Raw genomic sequence first — 26,584 nt, forward strand, 5'->3', positions numbered from 1 at the left:
ACGGCCCGGGCAGGCGGTGGAGTCCGGAGGGGACGGTGAGAGCGGCCGGGCCCCGTAAGTCGAACGGGAGGGCGCCGACGACGGCCGGAACGCGTCCGCCCCTGAGTCGAGCCGCGGCCTCGTGCGGGTCGTCGAACGTGTCGAGGGAGCCGGGTGCGTGAATCGACAGATGCCGTCTCGAGAGAACGAAGGGAGTGGCCTGCCGGCGCGCCGTGCCTTCCCCCGTCGTCCCAGTCACTGGGATCGTCATAAAACTAGACTACCATGTGACAACCTCATACGGTAGGTTGAGGTGACCGGCGAGGAGAGCTCGCCGACCCTCGATCCACCCACCCCCACGGAAGGGGAGGCATGTCGCAGACTGGACTGACCAGCGGTGATTTCGTCCCGTGGCCGGAGCAAGAGGCCGCCTCGCACCGGAGCTCGGGGTACTGGGCCGGACTGTCGTTCGGCGAGCTGCTCGCGCGACAGGCGGCCGAGGCGGCCGAACACCGCGCGGTCCGCGACCGGGACCGGTCGCTGACCTACCGTCAGCTGGACGCGGCCGCCTCCTCCTTCGCCACCGGTCTGCGGAAGCTGGGCATCCGTCCCGGCGACCGGGTACTGCTGCAGATGCCCAACCGGGTTGAGTTCCTGGAGGCGTTGTTCGCCCTGTTCCGGCTCGGAGCCGTACCCGTCATGTGCCTGCCCGCCCACCGGCAGGCCGAACTGGCCGCGATCGCCCGGGCGAGTGCCGCCGTGGCGGTCGTCGTCCCCCGGGAGGGGGCCGGCTTCTCCTACGTGGACCTGGCGCAGCTGGTACGGCGCGACGCGCCCTCGCTGCGCCATGTGATCGCCGCCGGCCCGGGGTCGGCCCGGGCGCTGTCGGCCGATGGCACGGACCTCGGCGACCTCTACCTGCCCGCGCAGGAGCATCCCGCGCCGGCCGCCGGCGCGGTGGCCCTGCTCCAGCTGTCCGGGGGCAGCACCGGTCTGCCCAAGCTCATCCCGCGCACGCACGACGACTACCTCTACAGCGTCAGGCGGAGCGCGGAGGTGTGCCGGCTGAGCGCGTCGTCCGTCTACCTGGCGGTGCTCCCGGCGTCCCACAACTTCACCCTCAGTTCCCCCGGCATCCTCGGCGCGCTGTGGGCGGGCGGCACCGTGGCGCTGACGGAGGATCCGAGCCCCTCCTCGGCCTTCGCCTTCATCGAGGAGACCGGCGCCACCCTCACCGCGCTCGTGCCGCCGCTGGCCCGTGTCTGGGTCAACACGGCCGAGCAGTCGGGTGCTTCGGGGCTCGGCACCCTGGAGGTCGTGCAGATCGGCGGCGCGCGCTGCCCCGCCGAACTCGCCGCCCGGGTCGGGCCCGCTCTCGGGGCCGCCGTGCAGCAGGTGTTCGGGATGGCCGAGGGCCTGGTCTGCTACACCCGCCTGGACGATCCCGAGGACATCGCCGTCACCACGCAGGGCAGGCCGATGTCCGACCGGGACGAACTGCTCGTGGTCGACGACCACGGCCGTCCCGTCCCGGCCGGTGAACCCGGCCATCTGCTCACCCGGGGCCCGTACACGATCCGCGGCTACTTCCGTAACCCGGCCGCGGACCGCCGCTCCTTCACCGCCGACGGCTGGTACCGGACCGGTGACATCGTCCGTGTCCGGCCCGACGGGAACCTCGTCGTCGTCGGGCGTGCGGGCGACTTCATCAACCGCGGCGGCGAGAAGCTCTCCCCGGAGGAGCTGGAACAGCATCTGCTGCGCCATCCGCTGGTCGACGACGTGATCGCGGTCGGCATGGCCGACGAGATGCTCGGCGAACGCACCTGCGTCTTCGTCGTCCCGAGCGCGGCGGACGCCGCGCCCTCCCTGGCGGACCTGCGCACCTTCGCGCGGCGGAACGGTCTGGCCGACTGGAAACTGCCCGACGAGGTCAGGGTCGTAGGGGAGTTCCCCAAGACCGGCGTCGGCAAATCCAGCCGGGCGGAACTCCGCGCCGTCCTGCGCGGCTGAACCGCGCTCTCCACCACCCCCACACCACCAACGAAGGGGACAACCGCATGCCCACCATGAGCCGCGAACAGGTGACGGCCGACATCGCCGAGGCGACCGGTCTCAGGCCCGAGGAGATCGGCGAGACCACCAACCTGCGGGACGCCGGCCTCGACTCCATCCGGCTGATGTCACTGGTCGAGAAGTGGCGGGCCGCCGGCGTCGAGGGCGCGGACTTCGTGACCCTGGCCTCGGCCCCCACTCTCGGCGCATGGCTTGCCGCGTTCGCGCCCGCCGACGCCCCCGACGCCGCCTGACCCGCATCGCCCCGACCCGACCCAGGATTGGACCAAGCACATGGAAAACCACACTGAGCAGGTCGATGTCGTCGTCGTCGGCGGAGGGCCCGGCGGTTCGACCGTCGCCACGCTGCTGGCGCGCCGGGGCCACTCGGTCGTCCTCCTGGAGAAGGAGAAGTTCCCCAGGTACCAGATCGGTGAGTCGCTGCTGCCCGCCACGGTGCACGGCGTGTGCAAACTGCTCGGCGTGTCCGACGAGATGGAGGCGGCCGGTTTTGTGCACAAGCGCGGCGGCAGCTTCCGCTGGGGGACCAACCCCGTGCCGTGGAACTTCCTCTTCTCCATATCCCCTGAGTTCTCCGGCCCCACCTCCAACGCCTACCAGGTGGAGCGGGCCCGCTTCGACGAGATCCTCCTGCGCAACGCGGCCCGCTGCGGCGCGGACGTACGCGAGGAGTGCGACGTCACCGGCGCCGTGCAGACCGGCGGACGGGTCACGGGGGTGACCTACCGCGACGCGGACGGCGCGGAGCACGAGATCTCGGCGGCCTACGTGGTGGACGCCTCCGGCAACCGCAGCAGCCTGTGGCGCGCGACCGGCGGCGAGCGCACGTACTCCGAGCACTTCCAGAACGTCGCCGTCTTCGGCTACTTCAACGGCGGCGGCCGGCTGCCCGCGCCGAACAGCGGCAACATCCTCTGCGAGGCCTTCGACGAGGGCTGGCTCTGGTACATCCCGCTCGGCGACGACCTGACCAGTGTCGGAGCCGTCATCAGCCGGGAGAACGCGTCACAGGTCCAGGGAGACCGCGAGGCCGCGCTGCTCAAGTTCATCGGGCGCAGCACGTACGTCAAGGGCATGCTGAACGACGCCACCCGCGTCGACGACGACAGCATGTACGGCACGGTACGCATCCGTAAGGACTACTCCTACGCGAACACCCGGTTCCACGCACCCGGCATCGTGCTGATCGGGGACGCCGCCTGCTTCATCGACCCGGTGTTCTCCACCGGCGTCCATCTGGCCACCTACGCCGGGGTCCTGGCCGCGCGCTCCATCAACAGCGTGCTGGACAAGAGCGTGACCGAGGAGCGGGCGTTCGCCGAGTTCGAAGGCCGCTACCGGCGTGAGTACTCCGTCTTCTACGAGTTCCTCTCCTCCTTCTACAACATGGACCAGGCCGAGGACTCCTACTTCTGGCGGGCAGGAAGGTCACCAATCTGTCCGAGTCGTCCTTCGAGGCGTTCGTCTCGCTGGTGGCCGGCGGCTACTCCCAGGAGCGCGTCCTGACCGACGGCGAACAGGCCGCCGCGCGGTTCGCGCGGTCGTCCGAGGACCTCGCCCGAGCCGCGGAGCGGACCGGCGGCATGCAGAGCGATTCCGGTCAGCGCATGAACCACCTCTTCGCGACGCCGGTGGTGCGGGAGGTCATGGAGGAGATGAACGCCCTCCAGGCCAACAGCGGCGAGAGCCGCGAAGTCGTGGAGCCGCCACTGCTCGACGGCGGGCTGGTCCCGACCGGCGACGGCCTCGGCTGGACGGAGCCGGCCACGGTGGCCGGCTGACCGGCGCCCGACTCGATCACTGGGGGACTGCGATCATGAACAACCCGTTCGACGACCCCGCGGGCACCTACCACGTCCTCGTGAACCACGAGGACCAGTACTGCCTGTGGCCCGCGTTCGCGCCGACCCCGGCGGGCTGGCGCGCCGTGCTGAGCGACGCCACCCGCCAGGAGTCCGTGGCGCACATCGAGGAGAACTGGACCGACATGCGTCCCAGGAGCCTCGTCGAGGCGACGCGGACCGCGTGACCCCGACGGCCCCGGCGGGGCCGTGAGCCATCCACGACGCGCGCCGGACAGGGCGTGCCCCTGTCCGGCCGCACCGTCGTGCGCCCGGAACGCGGAGCCGGACCACCACCGCCGCACGGCGGCTGCGCCCACGTGGCGGCACCGGCCGGCTCCCTGGACGGCCGCATCCCGAACCCGAAAGGACGGTGCGCATGGGCGTCACCGACGTGTCCTTCATCGTGCGACTGGCGGCCACCCTCCTGGCCATCCTCGCGCTCGCCGTGCTCGGGCGGGGGGCGGCACGGCTGCTGCGTCAGCCGGAGGTCGTCGGCGAGATCATGGCGGGCCTGTTCGCCGGGCCGCTCGTGGTGGCGGTCCTCGGCGGCGGTGCCCTCGACAGCCTGCTGCCCGCCAGAACGCTCGACGCCCTGAAGCTCGTCTCCGAAGGGGGCCTCGCGCTGTTCCTGGTGGGAACCACTCACAAGCTCCGCCTCGGCGTGCGGGGGCCGGTGCGCCGGGCCGCGGGCTGGGTGGCGGCGGGCGCGTCCGTGCCCTCGCTGGTCGCCGGGACGCTGCTCGCCGCGTGGCTGGTGCGCTGGGGCGGCGCGGACGTGCGCGGGCACGCCCCCGCCCCGGCGTTCGTGCTCATGGTCGCCGTGTCCTTGTCCATCACGGCCGTGCCCGTGCTCGCCAGGATCCTCGAGGAGCGCGGCATGCTGGATTCCGACACGGGACGGGCCGCGCTGTTCGGGGCGATCATCATCGACATCGCCGGGTGGGTGCTGCTCTCCGTCGCGGTGGGCTTCGCCTCCGGCAGCCCGGCGGGCTTCCTTCGCTCGATGGAGGTGCTGGCCGCCGGAGTGCTGTTCGCGCTGGGAGCGCGGCGCGTACTGGCTTCCCGGTGGGGCACCGGCCTGGTCGTCCGGGCCCGCAGGCACGTCGCGGCGGCCGTCGGGGCACTGGCGATCACACTGGCCTTCGCTTCCGAACGGCTGGGCCTGACGGCGGTGTTCGGAGCCGTACTGCTGGGGCTCGCCGTCCCCGTCACCGACTCCGCGCCCTGGGAGTCCGCCGTGTCCCTGGTGACCCGTGCCGGGCGCGCTCTCGTCCCGGTGTTCTTCGTGGTCACCGGCGTCACCGTGCTGACGGCCGGACTCGGCGGCACCCCCTGGGGCGTCGTCGTCGCCGTCGTGCTCCTGGGCGCGGTCAGCAAGATCGGCGGCGGATACCTCGGCGCACGGCTGGGCCGGCAGGGCCGCGGCCGGTCCCTGACGATCGGTGTGCTGATGAACACCCGGGGCCTGACCGAGCTGGTGGTCCTGAAGGTCGGGTACAGCGCGGGGATCCTGTCCGCGCCGCTGTTCCTCGCGATGGTCGTCATGGCCCTCGCCACCACCGCCATGACCGGCCCCTGCCTGGGGCTGCTGAAAGCGAGGCAGGCCCGGGCCACGAGGGTCCCCGCCGGGGCGGTGCCCTGAGCCCGGCCCGGACGCGCCCGCCGTTCCGTACCGCACTTCTCACATGATGATCCAGTTTCCGCTCGTGACGGGGAGGACGCCGATGACCGGCGGCAAAGTCGAGACGTTCGCACTTCTGGGAGCGCAGCAGGGAATCCTGTACGCGCAGCAACTGGTGCCGGACAGCCCCATCTTCAACATCGGTCAGGCCGTCTGGTTCGGCCGGCGCCTGGACCCCGCACTGCTGGACGAGGCCGTTCGGAGGGCCGTCGCGGAGGCGGACATCCTGGGCGGCTCGCTCCTGGCGCAGGACGACGGCGCGCGCATCGCGTTCCCCGCCGAACCCGCCGCCGGTCCGGCCACCGCGGTGCACGACCTCGCGCAGCGTCCCGAACCGAGGGCGGCCGCACTGCACGCCATGCGCGCCGACCTCGCCGTACCGCGCGATCTGACGGGGAACGACCTCGTCCACAGCGCTTTCTATCTGCTCGGCGAGAACGAGAGCGTCTGGTATTTCCGGTCGCACCACGTACTGCTGGACGCCTACGGGCTGATGCTCGTGTCCCGGCGGGCCGGCGAGCTCTACACCGCCCTCGCCGAGGGACGCGAGCCCCGTCCCCGCTGGTTCGGGCGGTTCGCGGACCTGCTGGAGGAGGAGATCCGCGCCGAGGCGGAACCCGCCCGGGAGACGGAGCGCGCGTTCTGGGCCCGCAAGGTCGACGGCCGCTCCGCCCAACGCGTGCCCGGGGTGCTCGGGTCCTCGGGGCTCGACGACTACGCGAAGCCGCCCCACCGCGTCACGGCGGAACTCGGCGAAGCGGCCGAGCGGCGGCTGCGCGAGGCGGCCGACGCCCACGGGGTCACCTGGGGCGACATCGTCATCGCGGGCTGGGGAACCTACCTCTCCAAGGTCATGGCCGGCGATCACGTGGCGCCCGGACTCCCGATGATGTGCCGCACGACCCCCACGGCGCTCAGCACACCCGCCGTCAGCGTCAACATTCTGCCCCTGCACATCGACGTCGACCCCGGCGCCACCGTGGCGGAGACCGTCCGGCACTTCGCCGGCGAGGTCGACCTGGTCCGTTCCCACCAGCGGTACCGCCGGGAGAACATCGCCCGGGAGGCCGGCCTGATCGGCACCGACGGCCGGCTGTCGGGATCGCAGATAAACATCAAGGCGTTCGACTACCACCTGGACTTCGGCGGCGCCACCGGCGTGCAGCAAGGACTGTCCACGGGGCCGGTCGACGACCTGTCGCTGTCCGCGTACCTGGACTCGACCCACGGCCTGCGCTTCGACCTCGATGCCAATGCCTCGCTGTTCGACCCGCCCTCCGTGAAACGCCACCTCCACCGGTTCGTCGCCTACTTCGAGAAGTTCCTCGCGGCCGGCGAGGAGAGGGTCGGCGCCCTCGCCGTCGCCGACGAGGCCGACCTGCGCCAGGTCGTGGCCGACTGGAACCTGGGTCCGCGCCCCGATGACGACGAGACGCTGCTGTCCCTCCTCGACGCCCGGTTCACCCGCGCGGGCGCCGATCCCGCCGTCGTCTTCCGCGGCGAGAGCCGGACCTTCGCCGAGCTGGACGCGTCCGCGAACCGGCTGTGCCGGCACCTGCTCGTGACGGGCATCGGCGCCGGCGACCGCGTCGCCGTCGCCCTGCCCCGTTCCCACGACCTGGTGGTGGCCCTCGTCGCCGTGCTGCGCTGCGGCGCGGCCTACGTCCCCGTCGACACCGCCTATCCCGACGACCGCATCGAGTACATGCTGCGGGACACCCGGGCGCCGGTCGTGATCACCTCGGACGAGTTCCGCAAGAAGCTGGAACCGATCCTGGAGGGCATGACCGGCACCGTCCTGCTGACCGTCGACGAACCGGCCACCTCCACGGCGATCGCCGCCCGTCCGGCCGGAGCGGTCACCGACGCGGACCGCGGCGGCCGCCTCCACCCGCGGTCCCCGGCCTACGTGATCTACACCTCCGGAACCACGGGACGGCCCAAGGGCGTGGTGCTGTCCCACCGCTCGATCGTGAACCGGATCCGCTGGGGCCAGTCCCAGCTGTTCGCGCTGTCCCACCGGGACCGGGTACTGCAGAAGGCTCCCATCAGTTTCGACGTGTCGGTCACCGAGATCTTCTGGACGCTCGCCTCGGGCGCCGTCGTCGTACTGGCCGAGCCCGGACGGCACGGGGACCCGGCCCACCTGACCCGGCTGATGCGCGACGAGTCCGTCACGCTGGCGAACTTCGTCCCGTCGATGCTGCAGGCGTTCCTCGAGTCGGAGCCGGACCCCGCCGATCTCGCCCTGCGGCACGTCGTCTGCTCGGGCGAGGCCCTGCCGCGGAGGCTGGCACTGGAGCTCGCCGACCGGCTCGGCGTCACCGTGTGGAACACCTACGGTCCCACCGAGACCGGGGAACTCACCTTCCACCGGGTGGACCCGCGCTCCGACTCCGCCGTCCACGGCGGCATCGAACCCCTCGGCCGGCCGGCCGCCGTCTGCGACTGCTACATCCTCGACCGGTTCCTGCGGCCCGTCCCGCCCGGCGTCCCGGGTGAGCTGTACCTGGCCGGTGCGCAATTGGCCAACGGCTACCACGACCAGCCCAGCCTCACCGCCGCCCGGTTCGTCGCGAACCCCTGCGGCGAGCCGGGGGAGCGCCTCTACCGCACCGGCGACCTGGCGATGTGGTCCGACTACGGCACCATCGTCTACCTCGGCCGCAACGACGACCAGATCAAGATCCGCGGGTTCCGCGTCGAGCTCGCGGAGATCGCGACAGTCGCCGCGAGGACTCCGGGCGTGGCCCACTGCGTGGTCGTGCCGAAGACCGCGCCGAGCGGCGCGCTCGTCCTCGTCGCCTACGTCGTCCCGGACACCGGCGCGGACCTGGCGGGCCTCGCGGAACGGGTCGTGCACACCACGGGGGAGAACCTGCCCGACCACATGGTCCCGTCGTTCGTACTCACCCTGGACCGCGTCCCGATGACCCCGAACGGCAAGCTCGACCGGCGTGCCCTGCCCGACCCCGACTACGAGGCCGTGGAGACCGGCCGCCCGCCGGCCGGTGACCTCGAGACCCGGATCGCCCGCATCTTCGAGGACGTCCTCGGCCTGTCCCGGGTGGGCGCCGACGACGACTTCTTCCAGCTCGGCGGCCACTCGCTGCTGGCGGCCAGGATCGTTCTGCGCACCAACCGGGAGTTCGGCACGGACATCTCGCTGCGGACCCTCTTCGACCACCCCACCGTCGCCTCTCTCGCCGGCCGGCTGGACGACTCCGGCACGCCGTCATGAGCCGCACCCGCGCGGCCCGCAAGGGCGCTCCCGCCGCCCCGGCCGGGCACCTCCGTGCCCCTCGCCGCATGCCCGCCGGCCGCCGCCCGTCCGGGCGGTTCCCGACAAGGAGGACGCCGTGTATGACGTGATCGTGGTCGGTGCCCGGGTCGCCGGAGCCTCCACCGCGATGCTGCTGGCCCGGGCCGGATACCGGGTACTCATGGTGGACCGGGACAGGGTCGTCAGGGACACGCTGTCCACCCTCCACATCCACCCGTCGGGCGTGGCCGCACTCCGCCGGTGGAACGTACTGCCCGAGGTCCTGGCCACCGGTTGTCCTCCCTTGGAGCGGATCCGGCACGCGGCCGGCGACGCCGTGGTCAACGACACCCCGGAGCCCGCCGACGGCGTCCGGGCCGCCTACGCGCCCCGCCGTCGTCTCCTCGACGCCGTCCTCATACGCGCGGCCGTCGACGCGGGAGCCGAGTTCCGCCCCAACACCTGCGTCAACGACCTGCTTTTCGAGGACGGCCGGGTCGTGGGCGTCAGGACCGGGTCCATCCGCGGCGAGGCCGAGCACACCGAACGCGCCCGTCTCGTCGTGGGCGCGGACGGGATGCGTTCCACGGTGGCGGCCAGGGCCGCGGCCCCTCTCCTGCTCCAGGAGCCGCACCACACCTGCGTCTACTACACCTACTGGTCCGAACTCCCCACGCAGCTGCGGACCTTCGAGGGCCCCGGCCGATGGGTGGCCACCATTCCGACGAACGACGGGGCGACCCTGGTCGCCGCCTACTTCCCGCAGTCGCGATTTGCCGAAGTCCGGGGCGACGCCCTGAACTCGCTGCTCGACCAGGTCGGGAAGACCGCGCCGGAAGTGCGCGAGGAGATGGCGGCGGGCCGCCGGCTCGAACACGTGCACGGCACCGGGGACCAGCGCAACTTCTTCCGCGAGGCCCAGGGCCCGGGCTGGGTCCTGGTCGGCGACGCGGGCCACCACAAGGACTCCATCACCGCCCAGGGCATCACCGACGCCCTCTACCAGGCGCAACTCCTGGCCGACTGCGTGGGCGACGGGCTGCACGACCCCGAGTCGCTGAGCTCCGCCCTCAAGCGGTTCGCCGTACAGCGCCTGGACGCGCTTCTGCCCGCCTACCGGAGCACGTTGCGGACGGCCCGCCTGGACATGCGGACGCCAGGGGGCGCGGCCCCGCTACGCGGGAGGATTTGACCGGGAATTGGCCATTCCTGGGTGGAATACCATGGACGGAGCCGACAACGGGTTCGTGCCATGGTATGCATGGCAGATGATCAAGCGCTGCGCCGGCTCCGCGCGTCGTTCCCTCCGAACATGCCTCCCGCTCCCGTCCGTGGAAACCCGGACCGTCATCCCGCACGGCGATCCCGTTTCCGCACGGCGTGTCACGGGCATCGCCGGGGGAATACGGACCCGGTCCGTTGTCCGACCGGATCGCCGACTGATAGATGATGGTTCTGGAGGAAGGATTTCCGAGCTGTCCGGAACGCGCTGGAGCGCAGCGTTCCTCGTTAGGGTGAGGGAAGATGACCGTGTCTGAGCCAACGCGCCGCTCCGGGCTGGCCGAGGCCCTCGATGACATTTTCCAGGCACTCGGTTCCCGGGAACTCGTCCTGTGCAGTGAACGGATCTTCTCCTCCCGGCCCGTCTCCCTCGCCCGTCTCGGGCAGGTGATCGGTGTGTCGCGGGAGCGGACCGGGCAGATCGACCACCAGGTGCGCAAGACCCTCAAGATCGCCTTCTTCGCGTCCGAGCCCGTCGCCGAGACGGCCCGCTGGATCGTCGACAGCGTCCCCTACGTCGCCGAGGTCGGCCGCCTGACGGAGCAGCGTCCGGAACTGGCCGCTGTCGTGAAGACCGTCGGCGTCCCGGCCATCGAGGTCCTCGCCGCCGTGGGCACCAAGTTCGAGGTGCGGGACGGATGGGTTTTGGCGCCCGACGCGGACGACGTCATCAGCTCCACCGCGGACGTCCTGGACAGCCATGCCTCCCCCGAGGGCGTCGTGCCGCTCGCCGTCGTCGCCGGAGAGCTCTCGCTCTCCCAGGAGGAAGCCGCCCGCTGGCTCGCGCACTGCGGCTACACCGTGCTCGGCGCCCACGCCCTCATCCGCGCCTCGACCCTCGAGGACCACGTCGCCGGGGTCCTCGGAGTCGCCGGGGAGCCGATGACCCTCGACGAGATCCACGCCCGGCTCCAGCCGAAGCGGACGAGCGCGGCGGTGCGCAACGTGCTCGTCGCGGACAGCCGGTTCATGAAGTCGGACCGGACCAAATGGGCGCTCGGCCGCTGGGGCCTGCCCGAGTACGTTCCGATCCGTCAGCAGATCGCCCATCTGATCACCGAGAACGACGGCCGCATCGAGCTGGACGAGCTGATCGCGTCCATCAGGTCGCGGTACGACGTGAGCGAGGCCAGCATCCGGACCTACGCCTCGGCCGGAGAGTTCAGCCAGGTCAACAATGTGGTCTCCTTCCGGAGTCCGGTGCGCAAACCGGGCAGGAGCCCCCGGATAACACCGCGGCTCTACCGCGAGGGCGACACGCTGCGCTTCCGCATGAAGATCAACAACCAGCACAAGCGCGGATCCTCGTTCAGTCTTCCGTCCGGACTGGCCGGTCTCCTCGGCGTCGGACCCAGCTCGTCGAAGTCCCTGGCGAGCCGGCTGGGTGCCCAGGAGATCGTCTGGGCCTCGGTCCAGGCCCGGACCGGGACGATCAAACGGTTCATCGACGACCTGCGGGTCGAGGTCGGGGACATCGTCTTCCTGGAGTTCCGCCCCGGCGACGAGTTCGCCGTGGAGCCGTTGCGGGAGGCGGGCTCCGGCCTGCGTGCCGCGCTGGCCCTGACGGGGCACTCCCACGCCGGCGACCCGGAACTCACGGAGAGTGATCTGATCGCCGCTCTCGCGCATGCCGTGTGGCTGGAGCCCGGCGCCTCACTCGACGACATACGCGAGACGCTGAGCCGCCGGCGAGAACCGGAGATCGCGGACGCGCTGGCTCCGGTGGCCGGCCGGTCCTGCCCGGACCGGTCGTGATCCGGGGCCGCGAGTGCCGTGGGCGTACGGGTGCGGGCTGAGGGACTGAGAGGTCCTTCGTCCGGGTCGTGCCGCGCACGCGGGCCCGGCACGACCCAAACGAAAGACCCTAGTCGAGTCTCTTGGACAGGCTGACGGCGTGGTCGGCCCTGGTCCGTCCGGCACTGAGGTCGATGGTGTAGATCCGCATCCGTGCCGTGTCGTCCGCGGCGTGCCGGCTGGGGTCGTGGCGGGCCGTGCCGAGCCCCTGCGCACAGCCGCCGGGGGTGAGTTCGTCGCCGCCGACGATCGCGCGCAGTCGCGGACGCGGGGGCACGGCGGCACCGGAGGTGCCGGAGGTGCCGAGCGGGCGGAGCCGTCTGCGGGCCAGGTCCAGGACGGTCACCGGACTCGAACCGGCCACGCGCGTCCGCGTCGAGTCGGTGAGGTGCGGTATCCGGCCGAAGGAGAGTCCGCCGCCCGCGAGGAACGCACTGAACCCCAGCGAAAGGGATTCCCGCGTGATCATAGGCTCGGTCACCGCGACAATGTCCCGTGCCGACAGGTCCAGGCTTTCGGCGATGTCCTCCATGTGCGCCAGAATCGTCTCGTCCGGGACGAATACCGGCTTCCGGTCCTCGGATTCGAAGAAGATGATTCCGGCGTCACCGGTCTCGGCCGCCGCGGAAGGCTCGCGGAGGACGAGAGCGAAATCCGGTGCTCCGGGAACGGCGCCGGGCTCCTCCTCGCCGGTGAAAACTTCGGCGGCAAGGGCGGCGTCCGGGCCGTGGGTGATGACGGACGCGAGTTCCGCTTCCGCGGTGATCCGTCCGCTGACCGCCGGATCGTCCAGGATGTCGAGGAGCGCGGGCACCGCGCCCAGACGGGAGAGCGCCAGCACCGTGATCAGGAACTCGTACCCGGACCTGATGTACACGCCCACGCGGTCGCCCGCCGACACGCCGGCGTCCGCGACGGCCTCGGCGAGAAAATCCACTCCGTCGTCCAATGATGAATAGTCGACGAATAAACTATCACTCAGGACGGCGGACTTTTCCGGATTTTTCTCCGCCGCTTCCTTGAAGATTTGATCTAATGATTCCCATTGCATGAGAAATCCCCCCGTGGTGAGCGCATTGCTCATCCCGGCCTATACTATCAGACCTTTTCAAGACAGTCGTGGTCGAAGTCTGCCCGGTCATGGCTTGAAATGGATGGCGGAAAATGTCGGCCGGTGGGCGTCACAGGACCTCGCGGTACTCCCGCAGCACCTGCCGGGTGCGCCGCGCGGAGGAGGCCCGGGCGGTCATGTGGTCCAGCACCTCCAGATGGGTGGAGACCTCCTGGCGGGAGTCCAGGTAGAGGGCGCCGGTCAGGTACTCGGTGAACACCATGTCCGGCAGCTCCGGCTCGGCGAACCGGAACAGCGTGAACGGCGCGTACGTCCCCGGGTGCGGACCGGCCGCGAACTCGGCGAGCTGGAGGGTGACCCGGTCCCGGTCCGCGTACTCAAGCAGCCGGTCGAGCTGGTCGCGCATCACGGCGGCGTCCACGCTCACCGGACGCCGCAGCACCGTCTCGTCCATGATCACCCACAGGTGGGGCGGGTCGTCCCGCTCCAGCAGCCGCTGCCGGGCCATGCGCAGCGACACGTGCCGTTCGATCGACTCCGGCCCGCTCTGCCCGATCGTCCCGGCCTCCAGCACGGCACGCGCGTACGCCTCGGTCTGCAGCAGGCCGGGCACGAAGTGCGGCTCGTAGGAACGGACGATCCGGGCCGCGCCCTCCAGACTCACGTACAGGCTGAACCACTCCGGCAGCACGTCGTGGAACCGCTGCCACCAGCCAGGCTGGTTGGCCTCCTCGGCCAGCCGCACGAACGCGGCCTGCTCCTCCCCGGCCGCCCCGTAGGTGGCCAGCAGCACCTGCACGTAGGGGATCTTCAGCGCGACCTCGGCCATCTCCATCCGCCGTACGGTCGCCGACGCGACCCGCAGCACCCGGGCGGCCTCCTCACGGCTGAGCCCGGCCGCCTCCCGCAGTTCCTGCAACCGCTTGCCCAGCACCACCTGACCCACGGTGGGCGCAGCCCGCCGCTCACTCACAGCCCGTCCTCCCCTACGCGCCGAAGTACCCGGGCAGTCTGCCACGCGACGCCCCCGTCGCACACGCGTCCGAGCGGACCCGTGGTCGGCCAGGGGCGTCAACCGGCCAGTGTGTGAAGGTACTTGGCGGTCGCCGGGTCGGCGGGCAGGAAGGTCTCGATGGCCAGTTCGGCGACCGTCACGTCCATGGGCGTGTTGAAGGTGGAGATCGACGACACGAACGACAGGATCCGCCCGGCGTGCTCGATGCGCAGCGGCAGCGCGAAGTACGCGACCGGGCCCGCCGGTTCCTCACCGGGCGCGTCCTCGGTCACCGGGTAGCCGGCGACCTCCTCGTACAGGGCCCGGAGCTGGTCCGAGCGGTCCAGGGCGATCTGCCGTTCCATCTGCGCCAGCAGATGCCCGCGCCACTCACGCAGGTTGCGGATGCGCGGCGCGAGGCCCCCGGGGTGCAGGGTCAGCCGCATCGCGTTGGGCGCCGGCGTCATCAGCTCCTCCGCGACTCCCTCCAGCAGCATGGCGATGCCCCGGTTCGAGGCGACCACCGTGTACCCGGCGTCGACCACCAGCGCGGGGTAGGGCTCGTAGCCCTGGATCAGCCGCTCCATGCCGTCGCGCAGGGCGTCCAGCGCCGGGTCGTCCAGCGGGGTCTCCGGGTAGTGCGGGGCGTAACCGGCCGCCAGCAGCAGCGCGTTGCGCTCGCGCACCGGCACCTGGAGGTGCTCGGCCAGCCGCAGCACCATCTCCTCGCTGGGCCGGGAACGGCCGGTCTCGATGAAACTGATGTGCCGGGCCGAGGAGTCGGCGCGCAGCGCCAGTTCGAGCTGGGAGACCCGGCGCCGCTCCCGCCAGGAACGCAGCAGCCGGCCGATCTGGCCCTTGTCGGCGCTGGTGGCGGCGGAGGCGGAGGAGCCGGTCGCGACAATGGTCATGCGGTCGACCGTAGTCGAGCGGCGCGGCCGGTGAGGCGCCGCGGCACGAAACGGGCCACGCCCCGGGCGGAGCGGGCACGGAGCCGAACGGAGGGCCCGCACGGCCGAACGGAGTGCGCGACGCACCGGGGCGGGCGCCCGTACGCGCCGGCGTGGCAGGCTGAACGGGTATCCGCACCCTCCGGAGGGAGACCGTCCATGGCCGTGGAACCGCTGTCGCAGAAGGAGATCGAGGACCGGCTGGCCGAGCTGCCCGGCTGGTCGCTGGAGGGCGACCGGCTCACCCGCTCCTACCGGCTGCGCTCGCACGTCGCGGCGACGGCACTGGTCGTGCACATCGCCGCGATCCAGGACGAGCTCGACCACCACTCCGACCTCACCCTCGGCTACAACACCGTCCACCTGAGCGTGAACACGCACAGCGCGGGCGGCGTCGTCACGGAGAAGGACTTCGGCCTCGCCCGCAGGGTGGAGGACATCGCCCCCGGTCACGGAACACACTGAGGTGTGCTCGACTACGACGAGGAAGCGGACGCCTACGACGCCTCCCGCGGCGGTGAACCGCGCGCCGAGGCGGCGGCCGCGGCCGTCCTCGGCCTGATACCCGACCGGCCGGGCCGGCTGCTGGACGTCGCCTGCGGCACGGGTCTGGTCACCCGGCGCCTGGCCGCCGCCCGGCCCGCGCTGCGGGTGACGGGCGCCGACCTCGCCGCGGCGATGGCGCGCCGGGCGGCCCGGCGTCTGCCCGGCGCGGTCCTGCGGGCCGACGGGCGGCGCCTGCCCTTCGCGGACGCCTCCTTCGACGCGGTGACCGGGGTGTGGCTGCTGCACCTGCTTCCCGGCCCCGCCGAGGTGCGCGCCGTCGTCGCCGAGTGCGCGCGGGTGCTCAGACCCGGCGGGGTCTACGTCACCACGGTCGACAAGGCCGCGGCGCACGACGTCGGCAGCGACATCGACGCCGTCCTCGCCCTGCGCCCGCGCCGCCCCGCCCAGGACGCCGCGGACGCCGTCGCCGGACACGCCCTCGCCGCGGGGCTCCTCCCGGCGGGGCAGGCCGCCTTCCCCGGCCACGGCCAGGGCCGCAGCCCGCGCAGCACCGTCGCCGACCTCCGGCGCGGCTGGTTCACGCTGCTGCCCCCGGACGACCCCCGCACCGAGGAGCTCGCCGCCCGGCTGGCCCGCCTGCCGGACCAGGACCGCCGCCGCCCGGACCCGGCCTTCCGGCTCCACGCCTTCCGTAAGCCGACCGACACCTGATACCACGCAACCGGCAACTCCCGTGCAGGCAGCCGCACTTGCGTGAACGGCACTCCCAACAGGGCGGCGACTTCCCTCCGGGCCGACCGTCGAGCACCGCCTTCCGCGTCCACACGCCCTGCACCGTCCGGAACCCGCCCTGCACCGTCCGGAATCCGCCCTGAACCGTCCGGCGCGCCCGCCGGGCGTCAGTTCCCGCGGCCCGACCAGGCGTCGGGCCGTGGCGCCAGGACCGCCCTGACCACCGGACCGGACAAGGCCATGACGTCGGCGAGGAACCGCCGGCGGCCGACGCCCAGATGGCGCAGGGCCGCGCCGTGGTCGACGGCGACGACGGCGCAGACCACCAACAGCAGCAGCCGCCACCCCGCCAGCACCGGGCGGCGCGCAGCGCGCGGCAGCTCGGCGAGGGAGGCGTGCAGCCGCGCGCAGTGGAAGGGCACATGGCGCTCCTCGTCGGCGAGGACGCGGCCCGCCACCTCCGAGGCCAGCGGGTCGCCCACGCCGTCGCGCAGCGCGCGGTAGTAGCGCAGGGCCACCACCTCCGCGATCATCAGCACCAGCAGTTCGAGCCGCAGGCCCATCAGCCGCCGCAGCCGGACGAAGACCGTGTCGCTCCAGTGGCCGCTCAGCACCGGCATCCCCCCGGCGGCCAGCAGACGGGCGAGCATCCTGGCGTGGTTCTGCTCCTCGGCGACGAACAGCCGGACCGCCCGCGCGTAGTCGGGGTCACCCGCCTGGTCCGCCTTCGCCACGAGGTTGGCGCCGTCGCCGTCCTCCCCGACCTGGAAGCGCTGGATGCCGGCCCACACCGCCGGAGGCAGCACCGCGCCCCCGCCCCAGTCGGGATCGCCCAGGGCGATCCGGCGCTCCCGCTCGTCCTCGAAGTCCCGCACCCACTTGGCGAACTCGTCCACCGGCACCCGGCTCTCCCTCCCCGGGCACGAGTGCCGTGCCCTGGACAGCAACGACGCCCGGGGGCGGCGAAACGTTGCGTCGCCGTCCCCGGGCGTGGGTCCCGGCCCCCGTCAGGTCACCGTGCAGCTCCGGTCGCCCAACTTGAACGACCCCGGCCCGGTATTGCTCCCCGACCAGCTTCCGGTGAACCCGAAGCTCACCGAGGAGCCCGCCGCCACCGTGCCGTTCCAGCCCACGTTCCTCGCGGTCACCGCCGCGCCCGACTGGGTCCAGCCGGCGTTCCACAGCTGGCCGATCCGCTGGCCGTCCGCGAAGGACCAGGCCAGCGACCAGCCACTCCAGGAGGAAGGGCCGGTGTTGGCCAGCGTGACGTCCGCCTGGAAGCCGCCCGGCCACTGGTTGGTGACGCGGTAGGCGACCGTGCAGGCGCCGTCGGGCGGGGGAGTCGTCCCGCCGTCGCCGCCTCCGCCGCCGTCTCCGCCCCCGGGGTCGGAGGTGTCGCCGTAGATCACGCCCCTGCCGTTGGTGGAGACGTACACGCGGCCGTACACCCGCGGGTCACCGGTGATCGCCGCACCTGTCCAGCCCCACTGATGGGCGTCGTCGTTGATCCGGGTCCAGCTCGCGCCTTTGTCGGTGGAGCGGAAGATGCCGCGCACGCCGCCGATCCGCGCGCTGGTGTAGAGCGTCTGGTACGACGCCCCGGCCGCCGCCTTGCCGAAGCCGATGGTGTCGGCCTGGTCGACGCCGGCCAGCTTGGCGAAGGACGCGCCACCGTCGGTGGAGTGCCACAGCCCGTACGCCCCGTCGCTCGCCCCGCCCGCCAGCCACACGTCCCCCTTGGCGCCGGGCAGCGCCTTGAACCGCACGCTGTCGCCGCCGGGCAGCCCGGTCGCGGCGGAGGCGGTGAAGGTCGCGCCGCCGTCCCGGCTCACGTAGAACCTGCCGGACTTGAAGCCGTAGAACGTCTTCGGGTCGGCCCGGTCGGACTCCACGGCCGCGCCCGCCGGGATGCCGCTCGACGCCGACCAGGAAGACCCGAATCCCGTCGTGTACTGCACGCCGGCACCGCCCGGGCTCCACACGAACCGGCTCCCGTCGGCGGCCGCCGCCACCGTTCCGCCGCCGCTCACGCCCGAGGGGTCGGTGCCGGCGAACCAGTTGGCCCCGTTGTCGGTGGAGAAGGCGATGTGCGGACCGGAGTCCAGGTCGCCGACGCGCACCACCGTGTCCGGGTTTGTCTCGGCGAAGTCCAGGCTGGTGGTCGTGGTGAAGGTGGGGGAGGTGTACATCATCGACGGCACCCTGGTCAGGTCCGTGTGCCGGAAGCCGCCGATGTCGCCGAGCGCGCTGAAGAGCCGGGCGCCGCCGGAGGGCGGTGCGGCCAGGTCGTTGACCGCCGTCTCCTCCAGACCTCGCACCATCGGCTTCACCGTGAACCGGCCGCCGCTGTCCCAGTCGGTCAGGTTCTCGGTGCCGTAGAGGGTGGCGCCGGTGCCGTACATCATCCGGGACGAGTCGAACGGGTCGATCTCCAGGCTCTCGGTCATCCAGCCCAGCTTCGGCGTCTGTTCGGGCGGGGAGGGGGTGGCGCCGAAGGTCAGCCAGGGCGAGGAGGAGACGTCGATCGTGTAGCGGTTCGACCGCTCGGGATAGGAGGTGTAGTCCCAGGCCTTGGTCCAAGTCGCGCCGCTGTCCGTGGAGCGGAAGATCTGGGTGTCGGGCCACCAGGAGCTGTAGGCGGTCGCCATGACCGTGCCGGGGTGCTGCCGGTCGACGGTGAGCCCGCCGAAGCCGTAGTAGGTGTCGGCCTGCGCCACCGGGCTGATGTTCGTCCAGGTCCCGGTGGCGGTGGCGTACCGCCACAGCTCGCCCTTGCCGCCGTCGTACGGGCCGCCCTTGTCGCTGTAGGCGACGTACAGGTACCCGTTCGCGGCGTCCAGGACGCCCTTGTGCGGCAGGTAGCCCGTCGGCTGCCCGGCCAACCGCTGCCAGGTGGCGCCCGCGTCCGTCGACCGGTAGACGGCGTTGTCCTTGTCGGCGACGCCGACGTAGACCGTCTTCGTGGCGCTGCCGGACGTGCCCGTCGACTCGTCGAAGGTGACCCAGGCGATTCCCTGGTTGTCGCTGGCGTAGCCGCTCGAGTCGGTGGGGTCCTGCTGGTAGTCGCCGGGATTGGGGAAGCTCGTCACCTGCGACCAGGTGGCCCCCGAGTCCGTCGACCGCCACAGGCCCTTGCCGCTGGGCGCGCCGAGGTAGAGCACGCTGTCCTTGTTCGGGTCGATCGCCAGCCGCTCGCCCATGCCCCGGCCGGGCATGTTGCCGCCCAGCTTGAACGGCAGGTCCGCCTTCAGCCAGCTCGTCCCCCGGTCCGAGGAGCGCAGCACGGCCCCGTTGCCGGGGTCCCAGTCGTTGGTGTAGGTGCCGACGGCCGCGTAGACCTTGTCCGGGTTCACGGCGTCCGAGGCCAGGCTGACCACGCCCGTGTGCCCCCAGTCGTCCCAGCCGACCGAGTCCAGCAGCGGGGTCCAGGTCTTCGTCGACTGCTGCCAGCGGTAGGCGCCGCCGATGTCGGTGCGGGCGTAGACCAGGTTCTTCTCGGACCGGTTGAACACGATCCCCGGGACGAAACCGCCGCCGTCGATCCGGGCGTTGCTCCAGGTGTAGCTGTCCGCGGCGAGCGCCGGCCGCGGGGTGGCGGCGGCCAGTGCGGGCGGGGTGCCGGCGAGCAGGCCTGCGGCCAGCGCCAGCACGGCGGTGAGGATGCGGGTTCTGCGCACGGTGGGGGTCCTCTCGCGGGGAGGGGGGTGCAGGACCTGGGTTCATGACGGCCGGGCGGCCCCCTGTACGGATGGGGACCGCCCGGCCCGGTGACCCCGTCGCCCTGTGACGGGGTCGTGCACGCGGAGCGTCAGCGGGGACTTATTCGAGCAGCTCCGCGTACGAGCCCATGGCCAGGGCGATGTCCGCCTCGGCCCAGAAACGGTGGTACGTGAAGACGGGCGCGGCGCCGCCCTTGAGGTAGGCCTCGATCTTCGACCAGGCCGGGTCGTTCTTGTAGAAGGAACGGATCGAGGAGAACGTCGAGGACGAGTTGATCGCGTCGCCGTTGGGCATCTTGCCGCTCCAGCCGTTCGGCACGTACACGCTGTCGCCGAACCTGCTGTAGTCGCTGCGGGTCTCCGGGACGGCGATGCCGAGGCTGTCCTGGTAGTTGCCCCACATGCCGTCCAGCAGCGCCTTCGCCGTCGTCTTCGCCGCCGTGTCACCGGACTTGGCGGCGTAGTACGTGAGCGTCTTGGCGTACGCGGCGGCCACGCCGACGTCGTCGGTGTAGTCGGCGACCGTGACGTGCAGTCCGCTGTTGCCGCCGGGGTTCGACGCGTTCCAGGTGTCGGGCTGGCCGCTCCACTGGAGGGTGGAGGGGATCCGGTAGGTGCCGTCCGGGTTGACCGTGGTCTTGGACAGCGCCCACTTGACCCACTTGTCGAGGACCGCCTTGGCCTTCGCGTCGCCGGTCTGCTGGTAGTACTCGGCGACCCGCTCCATCGACCACGCCTGGAAACCGAACCACTGGTTGGACGGCGGGTCGTGGTAGACCGGCTGCCAGTCGTAGTACATCCCGTAGAACGTCGGCGTGCCCGCCGGCGGGGTGGCGTACCGGCCCTGCCAGGAGTTGGTCGCGCCGCCCGCGATCGCGCCCTCGGACGACTGCAGCCACTGGTAGAACTCCAGCTGCCGGGTGAGGGACTTGCCCCAGTCGGCCGCGCCCGTAGCCGACTTCGGCTTCAGGTCGGCGTAGTTGCTCAGCGCGTACGCGGCGAGCGGGTTCTGGTAGCCGCCGTGCACATGGCTGGAGCCGATGCGCCAGGCCCAGCCCGCGCTGGTGTCGGCGGCGCCGCCCCAGGCGTAGTACCAGGACAGCAGGTAGTGCGAGGCGTCCTTGCCGGTGCCGGCCGCGCAGGCGGACGGGCCGACGCAGTTGCCGATCTTCTTGAAGTACTTGTCGTACATCGCGTACCGCAGGTAGTCGCCCATCTTCGCGGCCTTGGCCACGGTCGCGGAGACGTCACCGCCCTTGCCCTGCGCCTTCGCCCACACGTCCGCCCAGTAGGCGGCCTGCACCGCGCGCGCGTCCGCGTCCGGGGCGTCCGTGTACTTCCACTGCTTGGCGTAGGAGGAGTCGCCGGTGAACAGGTCCAGATAGCCGTTCGCGCCGCCGTACTTGAAGGCGTCGCAGGTCGGCTGCGGGACCGTCTCCCAGACGGACTCCTGCGGGCCGCGCTGGAAGGTGTTGATGTACGACGGCCCGGTGGCCGTGGGGCCGGCCTCGCACTTGCCGGGCTCGTCACCGTAGCCGTAGACGTTGTCCACGTCCTGGATCCAGTGCATGCCGTAGACGTCGTCCGTGCCGTAGGCGCTCTTCAGCTCACCGGCGATCGGGTCCGGGCCCACCGGGACGCCGGTGTCCAGCTTCGCCGGGTACTCGTTCGGGGTGTCCTGCTCGGGCGCGTACGTGGCCGGCTTCGAGGCGTTGTAGGCGGAGTTCGTCGGCTGGTCGGCGTGCGTGGGGATCATGTACTTCTCCATGATCTCCCAGGCGCCGTTGAACTTGGACCAGTCGCCGGTCACCTTCCCGTACATGGCCTGCAGCCAGAGGAGGTAGCTGTACGCCTCGGACGTGGTCTCGTGGCCGTAGTCGGGCGCCTCGACGATCAGCGTCTCCACCGAGTGGTACGGGATGCCCTCGGGGGAGAAGTAGCCGTTCGCGGGGTTGGTGATCTTCCCGTAGAGGTCCAGGAACCGGGCGTCGTACGCCTTCGACCCGGCCAGCTCCGTCACCGTGACGGCCGCCTTGGTGTAGCCGGTCGCCGAGGCGGTGAAGGTGGCGCTGCCGGTGCCCGTGGCGTCGGCGGTGACGGTGACCTTCTGCGCCGTGCTCCAGTTGGACGGCGTGAAGGTGAGCGAGGAGCCGCCGGTGACGGACAGACCCGTGTTGCCGGCCGTGCGGGCGACGCCCACCGTGACGTTCGCGCTCGGCTGTGTGGACAGCTTCACGTCGAAGGTGCCGGTCTTGCCCTGCTGGACGCCGAGCTGGGTGGGCGAGGCGACGACCGCGGGTCCCGAGGCGACCGTGATGCCGACCGGCGTGGACTCGGCGGACGCGCCGAGGCTGTCGTAGGCCTTCGCCACCAGAGAATGACTGCCCACGGTCAAGCCAGAGGCCGAGAGCGAGAACGGCGCGCTGGTGTCCGTGCCCAGCAGCGTGGTGTCGTCGTAGAACTCCACCTTGGCGATCGTCGCGCCGTCGGCCGCCGCCGCGGTCGCCGCGAGCGGCACCGCGTCCCCTTGCGAGTAGACCGCGCCCGCGGCGGGGCTGGTCAACACGGTCACCGGCGGCTGGTGCGCGCCGGCGCAGGTCGTGCCGTTGACCGCGAAGGAGGCGGGCGCCGTGTTGGTACCGCTGTACGTGAACTGGGCGCCCGTGGAGACCGCGGCCCCGGCGGCGATGGTGCCGTTGTACGAGGCGTTCTTCACGGTGACCGTCTGACCGGACTGGGACCAGCTGCCGTTCCAGCCGTTGCTCAGCTTCTGGTTGCCCGAGTAGCCGTACGTCAGGGTCCAGCCGTCGATCGCGGCCGTGCCGCGGTTGGTGATGGTGAGGTCGGCCGTGAAACCGGAGCCCCAGTCGTTGGTCTTGTAGTCGACGCTGCACTGGACGCCCGCCGCGTGCGCCGTGGTGGCGCCGGTGGCGAGCGTCGTCAGGGGAAGGGCGAGCGCCGCCAGGGCGGCTGTCCACCACCGGCGGGCGGCTCTGCGTCTGCGTCCGGGATCCATGGTGCTGGTTCCTCCTTGCGGCTTGCGGCTCGAGGGGGGATGTCAAGGCTTGAACCAGTGGGAGCGCTCCCATAGTGAGGACGGCCCCGTGAGCGGTCAAGGTGCTTGAAGAGTCGAAATCATTCGACAGGCGTCTCTCGGAAAAATTTCTCAACTCCCCTGTGCAATCACGTCACTTGCCGCTAACTTCCTTCGCACCAGTGGGAGCGGTTCCATTCAGTCGACGCGCCGGTCACGGCGCGCCAAGCTGCAAGGAGTCGCTCATGCGACACCCCCCGCGTTCAGTACTTTTAGCCGTCGCCGGGGCGACCGCGCTGCTCGGCGGCGTACTCGTCCCGGTGGTCACGGCTGAGGGAGCAACTCCCGCGTGCACGGTGGAGTACGCCGTCACCAGCCAGTGGGACAACGGCTTCCAGGGCTCCGTGAAGATCACCAACAACCAGGCCGCGCTGAGTGGTTGGAAGCTCACCTTCGACTTCGCGGCCGGCCAGAAGGTCACCCAGGGCTGGAACGCGAAGTGGTCCCAGACCGGCACCACGGTGACCGCGTCCAACGAGAGCTGGAACGGCGGCCTCGGCTCCGGCGCGAGCGTCAGCGCCGGGTTCCTGGCCTCCTGGTCCGGCGGCAACGCCGTACCGGCCGCGTTCAAGCTCAACGGCACCACCTGCAACGTCGACTCCGGACCGACCACACCGCCGCCGACCGATCCGCCCCCGACCGATCCACCGCCGTCCGACGGCACCGCGCCCGACCTGCACGTCTCGGGCGGCAAGCTGGTGGACGCGGCCGGCCGGACCCGCAGACTGCTCGGCGTGAACCGCTCCGGAGGCGAGTTCATGTGCGTGCAGGGCTACGGCATCTGGGACGGACCCGTGGACGACGCGGCGATCAAGGCGATCGCCGACTGGAAGGCGAACGCCGTCCGCATCCCGCTCAACGAGGAGTGCTGGCTGGGACTTTCCAACGTCAAACCCGAGTACGGCGGCACCAACTACATCGACGCCGTCAAGGACCTGGTGGCCCGCGTCGAGGCGCACGGCATGACGCCGATCGTCGAGATGCACTGGTCCTACGGCCAGTACACCGGCAACTCGGCCGGCTGCTCCGACGTGCACGCCACCTGCCAGAAGCCGATGCCCGACATGCGGTACGCCCCGTCCTTCTGGGCATCCGTCGCCAGCACCTTCAAGGACGACAAGGCGGCCGTGTTCGACCTGTTCAACGAGCCGTACCCGGACCGGGCGACCACCGGCGCCACGGACGCCTGGAAGTGCTGGCGGGACGGCGGCACCTGCCCCGGCATCTCCTACGAGGTGGCCGGAATGCAGGACCTGGTGGACAGCGTCCGCGGTACCGGCGCGAAGAACGTCGTCATGGCCGGCGGGCTGGCCTACTCCAACGACCTCAGCCAGTGGCTGACGTACAGGCCGAACGACCCGGCGGGCAATCTCGCCGCCGCGTACCACGTGTACAACTTCAACACCTGCTCCAGCGAGAGCTGCTGGAACTCCACCCTCGCCCCGGTCGCGGCCCAGGTGCCGCTGATCGCCGGTGAGGTCGGGGAGAACACCTGCTCGCACGGGTTCACCGACCAGGTCATGAAGTGGTTCGACGACCGGAACCTGTCCTACCTCGGCTGGACCTGGAACACCTGGGACTGCTCCTCCGGCCCGTCCCTGATCTCCAGCTACGACGGCACACCCACCGCGTACGGCGCCGGCCTGCGCGACCACCTGCGCGCCCTCAACCCGTAGACCCCGACGGACGACAGAAGGAAACCCGCACTCATGAGTCCTACCAGAACCTCACTGCTCGCCGCCCTGGTGCTGGTCGCCGGTGCCTCCGGGACGGCGCTCGTCGCCGGACCGGCCGGTGCCGCGGCGACCGCCGTTCCCTGCACCGTCGCGTACCAGATACAGAACCAGTGGGACACCGGCTTCACCACCAACGTCACCGTCACCAACAACGGCGCCGCCAAGTCGGCCTGGTCGGTGAAGTGGTCGTACGCCGGCAACCAGAAGGTCACCAGCGCCTGGAACGCGAAGGTCACCCAGAGCGGCGCCGCCGTCACCGCCGCCAACGAGAGCTACAACGGCTCGCTGGCCAACGGCGGTTCCGTCAGCTTCGGCTTCCAGGGCACCTACAGCGGAACCAACGCCGTGCCCGCCACCTTCACCCTCGACGGCGTCACCTGCAACGTCGACGGCGGCGGCACCGGCGGCGGCACCGGAGGTGACACCGGAGGCGGAACCGGCGGCGGCACCGGCGGTGACACAGGCGGCGGCACGGGCGGCGGCACCGGTGGTGACACGGGCGGCGGCACCGGCGGCCGCGTCGACAACCCCTACACCGGGGCCAAGGCGTACGTGAACCCCGAGTGGTCGGCCCACGCGGCCGCCGAACCGGGCGGCAGCCGCATCTCCAACCAGCCCACCGCCGTGTGGCTCGACCGGATCGCCGCCATCAACGGAGTGAACGGCGGCATGGGCCTGCGCGCCCACCTGGACGAGGCACTGAAGCAGAAGGGCTCCGGCGACCTCGTCGTCCAACTGGTCATCTACGACCTGCCGGGCCGTGACTGTTCCGCCCTGGCCTCCAACGGCGAACTCGGGCCGAACGACCTCGACAAGTACAAGAGCCAGTACATCGACCCGATCGCCGCCATCCTGTCCGACTCGAAGTACGCCGGCCTGCGGATCGCCACGGTCATCGAGCCCGACTCGCTGCCCAACCTGGTCACCAACGCGGGTGGCACCGCGGGCAGCACCGACGCCTGCGCGACCATGAAGGCCAACGGCAACTACGAGAAGGGCGTCAGCTACGCCCTCGACAAGCTGGGCGCCATCGCGAACGTCTACAACTACATCGACGCCGGCCACCACGCCTGGCTCGGCTGGGACTCCAACCTCGGCCCCACCGTCCAGGAGTTCTACAAGGTCGCCACCAGCAACGGCGCCAGCGTGAACGACGTGGCCGGGTTCATCGTCAACACCGCCAACTACAGTGCCACCAAGGAGCCGTACTTCAAGGTCACCGACTCGGTGAACGGCCAGACCGTGCGCCAGTCGAAGTGGGTGGACTGGAACCAGTACGTCGACGAGCAGTCGTTCGCGCAGGCGCTGCGGGACAAGCTGGTCGCGTCCGGGTTCAACTCCGGCCTCGGCATGCTGATCGACACCTCCCGCAACGGCTGGGGCGGCACCGCCCGGCCCACCAAGTCCGGCCCGCTGACCTCCGTGGACGACTACGTCAACGGCAGCCGGATCGACCGGCGCATCCACGCCGGCAACTGGTGCAACCAGAGCGGGGCGGGAATCGGCGAGCGGCCCACCGCGGCGCCGGCCGCCGGCATCGACGCCTACGTCTGGGTCAAGCCGCCGGGGGAGTCCGACGGCGCCAGCTCCGCCGTCAGCAACGACGAGGGCAAGGGCTTCGACCGCATGTGCGACCCGACGTACGGCGGCAACGCCCGCAACGGCAACAGCCCCTCCGGCGCCCTGCCGAACGCGCCGCTGGCCGGGCACTGGTTCTCCGCCCAGTTCCAGCAGCTGATGCAGAACGCCTACCCGCCGCTGTCCTGACCGGCTGAACGTCCGCCGGGGCACGGCCCGCACCGGCCGCGCCCCGGCGGATCCGTTTTTGCGGCCCCGGCAACAGAACTGGCCCCGGCCCCGCCC

At 71.3% G+C, this 26,584-nt stretch carries 19 protein-coding genes; 13 read left to right on the forward strand and 6 right to left on the reverse strand.

Annotated elements, in window-relative coordinates; all coding sequences use genetic code 11:
* Positions 1 to 351 precede the first annotated feature (351 nt).
* From TNCT1_RS31355 to TNCT1_RS31390, 9 genes are all read left to right on the forward strand, one after another.
* Positions 352 to 1,992 carry a (2,3-dihydroxybenzoyl)adenylate synthase gene (locus TNCT1_RS31355; RefSeq protein WP_143638875.1) on the forward strand — a complete coding sequence of 547 codons (1,641 nt, stop codon included), beginning with the start codon at positions 352 to 354 and terminating at the stop codon, positions 1,990 to 1,992.
* A 47-nt stretch (positions 1,993 to 2,039) separates the two neighbouring features.
* Positions 2,040 to 2,288 carry a phosphopantetheine-binding protein gene (locus TNCT1_RS31360; protein WP_216856692.1) on the forward strand — a complete coding sequence of 83 codons (249 nt, stop codon included), beginning with the start codon at positions 2,040 to 2,042 and terminating at the stop codon, positions 2,286 to 2,288.
* A 40-nt stretch (positions 2,289 to 2,328) separates the two neighbouring features.
* A complete protein-coding gene (locus TNCT1_RS31365; RefSeq protein WP_235903003.1) occupies positions 2,329 to 3,561 on the forward strand; it encodes an FAD-dependent oxidoreductase in 1,233 nt (410 codons plus the stop codon).
* Positions 3,528 to 3,836, forward strand: a complete 309-nt coding sequence (locus tag TNCT1_RS36490; RefSeq protein ID WP_235903005.1) for a hypothetical protein — start codon at positions 3,528 to 3,530, stop codon at positions 3,834 to 3,836. The genes TNCT1_RS31365 and TNCT1_RS36490 overlap by 34 nt, the downstream gene beginning before the upstream one ends.
* 35 nt (positions 3,837 to 3,871) lie before the next feature.
* Positions 3,872 to 4,084, forward strand: coding sequence for an MbtH family protein (locus TNCT1_RS31370; RefSeq protein WP_143638877.1), 213 nt, complete (start codon positions 3,872 to 3,874; stop codon positions 4,082 to 4,084).
* 191 nt (positions 4,085 to 4,275) lie between these two features.
* Entirely contained in the window at positions 4,276 to 5,541 is a 1,266-nt protein-coding gene (locus tag TNCT1_RS31375) for a cation:proton antiporter (protein WP_143638879.1), read from the forward strand.
* Between the two features lie 82 nt (positions 5,542 to 5,623).
* Positions 5,624 to 8,821, forward strand: coding sequence for a non-ribosomal peptide synthetase (locus TNCT1_RS31380; RefSeq protein WP_160160444.1), 3,198 nt, complete (start codon positions 5,624 to 5,626; stop codon positions 8,819 to 8,821).
* A 118-nt stretch (positions 8,822 to 8,939) separates the two neighbouring features.
* Positions 8,940 to 10,034, forward strand: a complete 1,095-nt coding sequence (locus TNCT1_RS31385; RefSeq protein WP_143638883.1) for an NAD(P)/FAD-dependent oxidoreductase — start codon at positions 8,940 to 8,942, stop codon at positions 10,032 to 10,034.
* A gap of 338 nt (positions 10,035 to 10,372) precedes the next feature.
* Positions 10,373 to 11,878, forward strand: coding sequence for a hypothetical protein (locus TNCT1_RS31390; RefSeq protein WP_143638886.1), 1,506 nt, complete (start codon positions 10,373 to 10,375; stop codon positions 11,876 to 11,878).
* 109 nt (positions 11,879 to 11,987) lie between these two features.
* Here TNCT1_RS31390 and TNCT1_RS31395 read toward each other — a convergent pair whose 3' ends face one another.
* The 3 genes from TNCT1_RS31395 to TNCT1_RS31405 all read right to left on the reverse strand — a co-directional run bounded on the left by TNCT1_RS31395 (position 11,988) and on the right by TNCT1_RS31405 (position 14,894).
* The gene (locus TNCT1_RS31395) at positions 11,988 to 13,001 is read right to left on the reverse strand and encodes an AMP-binding protein (protein ID WP_143638888.1); all 1,014 of its coding nucleotides are present in this window, start codon (positions 12,999 to 13,001) and stop codon (positions 11,988 to 11,990) included.
* Positions 13,002 to 13,098: 97 nt separating this feature from the next.
* Positions 13,099 to 13,962: a helix-turn-helix transcriptional regulator gene (locus tag TNCT1_RS31400; RefSeq protein WP_143638890.1), complete on the reverse strand. Its 864-nt coding sequence runs from the start codon at positions 13,960 to 13,962 to the stop codon at positions 13,099 to 13,101.
* A gap of 98 nt (positions 13,963 to 14,060) precedes the next feature.
* Positions 14,061 to 14,894: a helix-turn-helix domain-containing protein gene (locus TNCT1_RS31405; RefSeq protein WP_143638893.1), complete on the reverse strand. Its 834-nt coding sequence runs from the start codon at positions 14,892 to 14,894 to the stop codon at positions 14,061 to 14,063.
* Between the two features lie 198 nt (positions 14,895 to 15,092).
* Here TNCT1_RS31405 and TNCT1_RS31410 point away from each other — a divergent pair, with 198 nt between their 5' ends.
* Positions 15,093 to 15,398: a 4a-hydroxytetrahydrobiopterin dehydratase gene (locus TNCT1_RS31410; protein ID WP_143638895.1), complete on the forward strand. Its 306-nt coding sequence runs from the start codon at positions 15,093 to 15,095 to the stop codon at positions 15,396 to 15,398.
* A gap of 3 nt (positions 15,399 to 15,401) precedes the next feature.
* Entirely contained in the window at positions 15,402 to 16,151 is a 750-nt protein-coding gene (locus tag TNCT1_RS31415; protein WP_143638897.1) for a class I SAM-dependent methyltransferase, read from the forward strand.
* A gap of 188 nt (positions 16,152 to 16,339) precedes the next feature.
* On the opposite strand, the gene TNCT1_RS31420 is transcribed toward TNCT1_RS31415, so the two are convergent.
* The 3 genes from TNCT1_RS31420 to TNCT1_RS31430 all read right to left on the reverse strand — a co-directional run bounded on the left by TNCT1_RS31420 (position 16,340) and on the right by TNCT1_RS31430 (position 22,907).
* Positions 16,340 to 17,074, reverse strand: coding sequence for a ferritin-like domain-containing protein (locus TNCT1_RS31420; protein WP_143638899.1), 735 nt, complete (start codon positions 17,072 to 17,074; stop codon positions 16,340 to 16,342).
* A 105-nt stretch (positions 17,075 to 17,179) separates the two neighbouring features.
* Positions 17,180 to 19,849, reverse strand: coding sequence for a cellulose binding domain-containing protein (locus TNCT1_RS31425; RefSeq protein WP_143638901.1), 2,670 nt, complete (start codon positions 19,847 to 19,849; stop codon positions 17,180 to 17,182).
* 142 nt (positions 19,850 to 19,991) lie between these two features.
* Entirely contained in the window at positions 19,992 to 22,907 is a 2,916-nt protein-coding gene (locus tag TNCT1_RS31430; RefSeq protein WP_143638904.1) for a glycoside hydrolase family 48 protein, read from the reverse strand.
* A gap of 263 nt (positions 22,908 to 23,170) precedes the next feature.
* Between TNCT1_RS31430 and TNCT1_RS31435 the strand changes: the two genes are divergently transcribed.
* A complete protein-coding gene (locus tag TNCT1_RS31435; RefSeq protein ID WP_143638907.1) occupies positions 23,171 to 24,661 on the forward strand; it encodes a cellulose binding domain-containing protein in 1,491 nt (496 codons plus the stop codon).
* Positions 24,662 to 24,694: 33 nt separating this feature from the next.
* Positions 24,695 to 26,488: a glycoside hydrolase family 6 protein gene (locus tag TNCT1_RS31440; protein ID WP_143638909.1), complete on the forward strand. Its 1,794-nt coding sequence runs from the start codon at positions 24,695 to 24,697 to the stop codon at positions 26,486 to 26,488.
* Positions 26,489 to 26,584 lie beyond the last annotated feature (96 nt).

It is taken from the genome of Streptomyces sp. 1-11 (genome assembly GCF_007176755.1).
Lineage (GTDB): Bacteria > Actinomycetota > Actinomycetes > Streptomycetales > Streptomycetaceae > Streptomyces.

Excerpts from the sequence above, each read along its gene's own strand:
- TNCT1_RS31410 (WP_143638895.1), top strand. The coding sequence starts at position 15,093 with ATGGCCGTGGAACCGCTGTCGCAGAAGGAGATCGAGGACCGGCTGGCC.
- TNCT1_RS31360 (WP_216856692.1), top strand. The coding sequence starts at position 2,040 with ATGCCCACCATGAGCCGCGAACAGGTGACGGCCGACATCGCCGAGGCG.
- TNCT1_RS31375 (WP_143638879.1), top strand. The coding sequence starts at position 4,276 with ATGGGCGTCACCGACGTGTCCTTCATCGTGCGACTGGCGGCCACCCTC.
- TNCT1_RS31440 (WP_143638909.1), top strand. The coding sequence starts at position 24,695 with ATGAGTCCTACCAGAACCTCACTGCTCGCCGCCCTGGTGCTGGTCGCC.
- TNCT1_RS31395 (WP_143638888.1), bottom strand. The coding sequence starts at position 13,001 with ATGAGCAATGCGCTCACCACGGGGGGATTTCTCATGCAATGGGAATCA.
- TNCT1_RS31355 (WP_143638875.1), top strand. The coding sequence starts at position 352 with ATGTCGCAGACTGGACTGACCAGCGGTGATTTCGTCCCGTGGCCGGAG.
- TNCT1_RS31380 (WP_160160444.1), top strand. The coding sequence starts at position 5,624 with ATGACCGGCGGCAAAGTCGAGACGTTCGCACTTCTGGGAGCGCAGCAG.
- TNCT1_RS31370 (WP_143638877.1), top strand. The coding sequence starts at position 3,872 with ATGAACAACCCGTTCGACGACCCCGCGGGCACCTACCACGTCCTCGTG.
- TNCT1_RS31430 (WP_143638904.1), bottom strand. The coding sequence starts at position 22,907 with ATGGATCCCGGACGCAGACGCAGAGCCGCCCGCCGGTGGTGGACAGCC.
- TNCT1_RS31435 (WP_143638907.1), top strand. The coding sequence starts at position 23,171 with ATGCGACACCCCCCGCGTTCAGTACTTTTAGCCGTCGCCGGGGCGACC.
- TNCT1_RS31405 (WP_143638893.1), bottom strand. The coding sequence starts at position 14,894 with ATGACCATTGTCGCGACCGGCTCCTCCGCCTCCGCCGCCACCAGCGCC.
- TNCT1_RS31365 (WP_235903003.1), top strand. The coding sequence starts at position 2,329 with ATGGAAAACCACACTGAGCAGGTCGATGTCGTCGTCGTCGGCGGAGGG.